The following is a 2,673-nucleotide window of genomic DNA, read 5'->3' on the forward strand; positions in this document are numbered from 1 at the left end:
GCCCGGGCCTGGGAGGACGCCGTCGCGGGCGGCGGCGAGCCCGCCGTCTACCGGGGCCCCACCACCCCGCTCGCCGCCGAACGCGCCCGCCAGGCACGGATCGCCGTCGTCGGAGCCGTCACCGAGCGCTGGGCCCCCGAGCAGGCGGGCCCGGTCCACGACAACTGGCAGCTCGCACCCCCGATCGGCCCCTCCACCGACCTGTGGGCGCTCGGCGCGCTGCTCTACCGCGCCGTCCAGGGCCACGCCCCCTACCCCGAGGAGAACGCCGCCGAGCTGGTCCAGATGGTGTGCGGGGAGCCGCCCGCCTTCGCGGAGGAGTGCGGTCCGCTGCGGCCCGTCGTCGAGTCGCTGCTGCGTCAGGACCCCACGGAGCGGCCGGACTTCGAGGAGCTGCGCGGCTGGCTGCGCTCGCTGGTGCGCTCCGCGCCGGAGCCGGAGGCCGGCTCCGACGTCGTGACGCTGCCCGCGCCCGACGCCACCCGGCTCCCCGTCGTACGCCGCCGGGGCGAGCTGGTCCGCCGGCGCCGGGGCCGCTTCGGCGGCGGCGCGGTGCACGGCAGGCACCGCCAGGGGAAGCGCAGGCAGCCGCCGAAGGAGCGCGGCGGGAAGCAGCGGGACCGGCAGGAGGCGCTGCTGCCGCCCGACCGGTCCGTACGCATGCCCGTGGAGGCCTGGGAGGAGGAGCGCCCGGCCCGCACACCGCGTGCGCCCAAGGGCCCCCGGGTACTGCGCGAACCGCCGCGCCGGGGCGAGGGATCGCCGCGCAAGCTGGGCCGGCTGCTGCTCGTCCTGATCCTGTTGTTGATGGTCGCCGCCATCGCCTTCGCCGTGATGTTCATGCCGAAGGAGGAGCCCGGCAAGGACAGCGGGGCTCCGTCCGCACCCACGGGTTCCGCCGCGCCGCCCGCCGCCTCGGGGGAGCCCGAGCCTTCCGCCTCCGCGAGCGGGTCCGGGGAGTCCGGCTCGCAGCAGCCGCAGACCAGCCGGTCCGCCGTCGCACTCGCCCCCGGCTACACGCTCCGCAAGGACGCGGAGGGCTTCGAGGTCGGCGTACCGAAGGACTGGCAGCGCAGCCCCGCCAACGCGGACCGTCAGATCCGTTACGGCAGCGACGGGTTCACCCTGCTCGTGGTGCCCGGCCGCGACACCGTGAAGTCGGCGGGCGGCGATCCGCTGGACTACCAGCGGGACAAGGAGCCCGAACTCCAGCCGTTCCGGGACTCCAGCTGGTCCTCCTCGTCCGGACTGCGCCGGGTCGACATCGGCCGGCAGGCCATGGCCGAGGGGCAGTTCACCTGGCAGGAGAGCGGCGGGCGCGAGGTGTTCGTCCGCAACCTCGCCATGATCGTCGACGGCCGCTACCACGTCATCCAGGTCATCGGCCCCGAGAACGACCGGGACAAGGTCACCGAGATCTACGAGCAGGCCATCGCCTCCTACCGGGTCGCCGGCTGACCGCGGGTCACGGTCGTCCCGCGTCACGGCCGCCCCGCGTCACCGCCTGAGCACACGTCATCGCCGCCGTCCCGCCATGGGCGTTGTGCGGTGCCGACAACCATCACAGTGCGGTCTCGTGGGCGATCCCCCGTATCCCCGCCGCGCTCCGCCTCCGTAATCTGGCCATCCGAGGAACGGGGCGGGGACATCACGTGGATCGATCACAGGGCACGGAAGCCGGACTGGTGCTGGCGGGGCGCTACCGGCTGGGCGACGTCCTCGGCCGGGGCGGCATGGGGAAGGTCTGGCGCGCCCACGACGAGGTGCTGCACCGCACGGTCGCCGTCAAGGAGTTGACCGCCGGGCTGTACGTCGCCGAGGCCGACCGGCTCGTCCTGCACGCCCGGACGCAGAAGGAGGCCCGGGCGGCGGCACGCATCACGCACCCCGGCGTCGTCACCGTCCATGACGTGATCGAGTACGACAACCGCCCCTGGATCGTCATGCAGTACGTCGACGGGCCCTCGCTCGCCGACCAGGCGAAGGAGAGCGGCGAGACCGCCCCGCGCGAGGCGGCCCGCATCGGCCTGCACGTGCTGAGCGCCCTGCGCGCCGCCCACAGCGCAGGGGTGCTCCACCGGGACGTCAAACCGGGCAACGTCCTGCTCGCCCGCGACGGACAGGTGCTCCTGACCGACTTCGGGATCGCCGCGATCGAGGGCGACTCCACCATCACCCGTACCGGCGAACTGGTCGGCTCCATCGACTACCTGGCCCCGGAGCGGGTACGCGGCGGCGACCCCGGACCGGCCTCCGACCTCTGGTCGCTGGGCGCCACGCTGTACACAGCGGTCGAGGGGACCTCCCCGTTCCGCCGTACGTCCCCGATCTCCACCATGCAGGCCGTCGTCACCGAGGAGCCGCCCGCCCCGGTCAGCGCCGGTCCGCTCGGCCCCGTGATCACCGCGCTGCTCCGCAAGGACCCGGCCGAGCGGCCCACCGCAGCCCAGACCGAGCAGATGCTGCTGGACGCCATGGAGGGCCGCGAACCCCGGGCCGCCCAGGCGCATGTGCCGACCCAGCACTTCCCCGAGGACGCCCGGTACGGCTACCGGGACGCAGGCGGCCACGGCGGCCACGGCGCCCCGGCCGATCCGCCCGGCTCTGACGGGGGCACCGCCCGGCTGCCCGGAGCGACCCCCGACGAGGTCGCCCGGCCCGCCCCCCCCCCCC

2 protein-coding genes are annotated in these 2,673 nt (G+C 75.0%); both read left to right on the plus strand.

From position 1 onward, the window contains the following. Positions 1-1,458, plus strand: a 1,458-nt coding sequence (locus tag JS521_RS35155; RefSeq protein ID WP_504740031.1) for a serine/threonine kinase C-terminal domain-containing protein, incomplete at its 5' end; no start/stop codon positions are given. A gap of 194 nt (positions 1,459-1,652) precedes the next feature. Then, the coding region (locus JS521_RS35160) for a serine/threonine-protein kinase (RefSeq protein WP_205086916.1) at positions 1,653-2,673 on the plus strand (1,021 nt) is incomplete at its 3' end.

It is taken from the genome of Streptomyces durocortorensis, from assembly GCF_016901035.1.
GTDB lineage: Bacteria > Actinomycetota > Actinomycetes > Streptomycetales > Streptomycetaceae > Streptomyces > Streptomyces durocortorensis.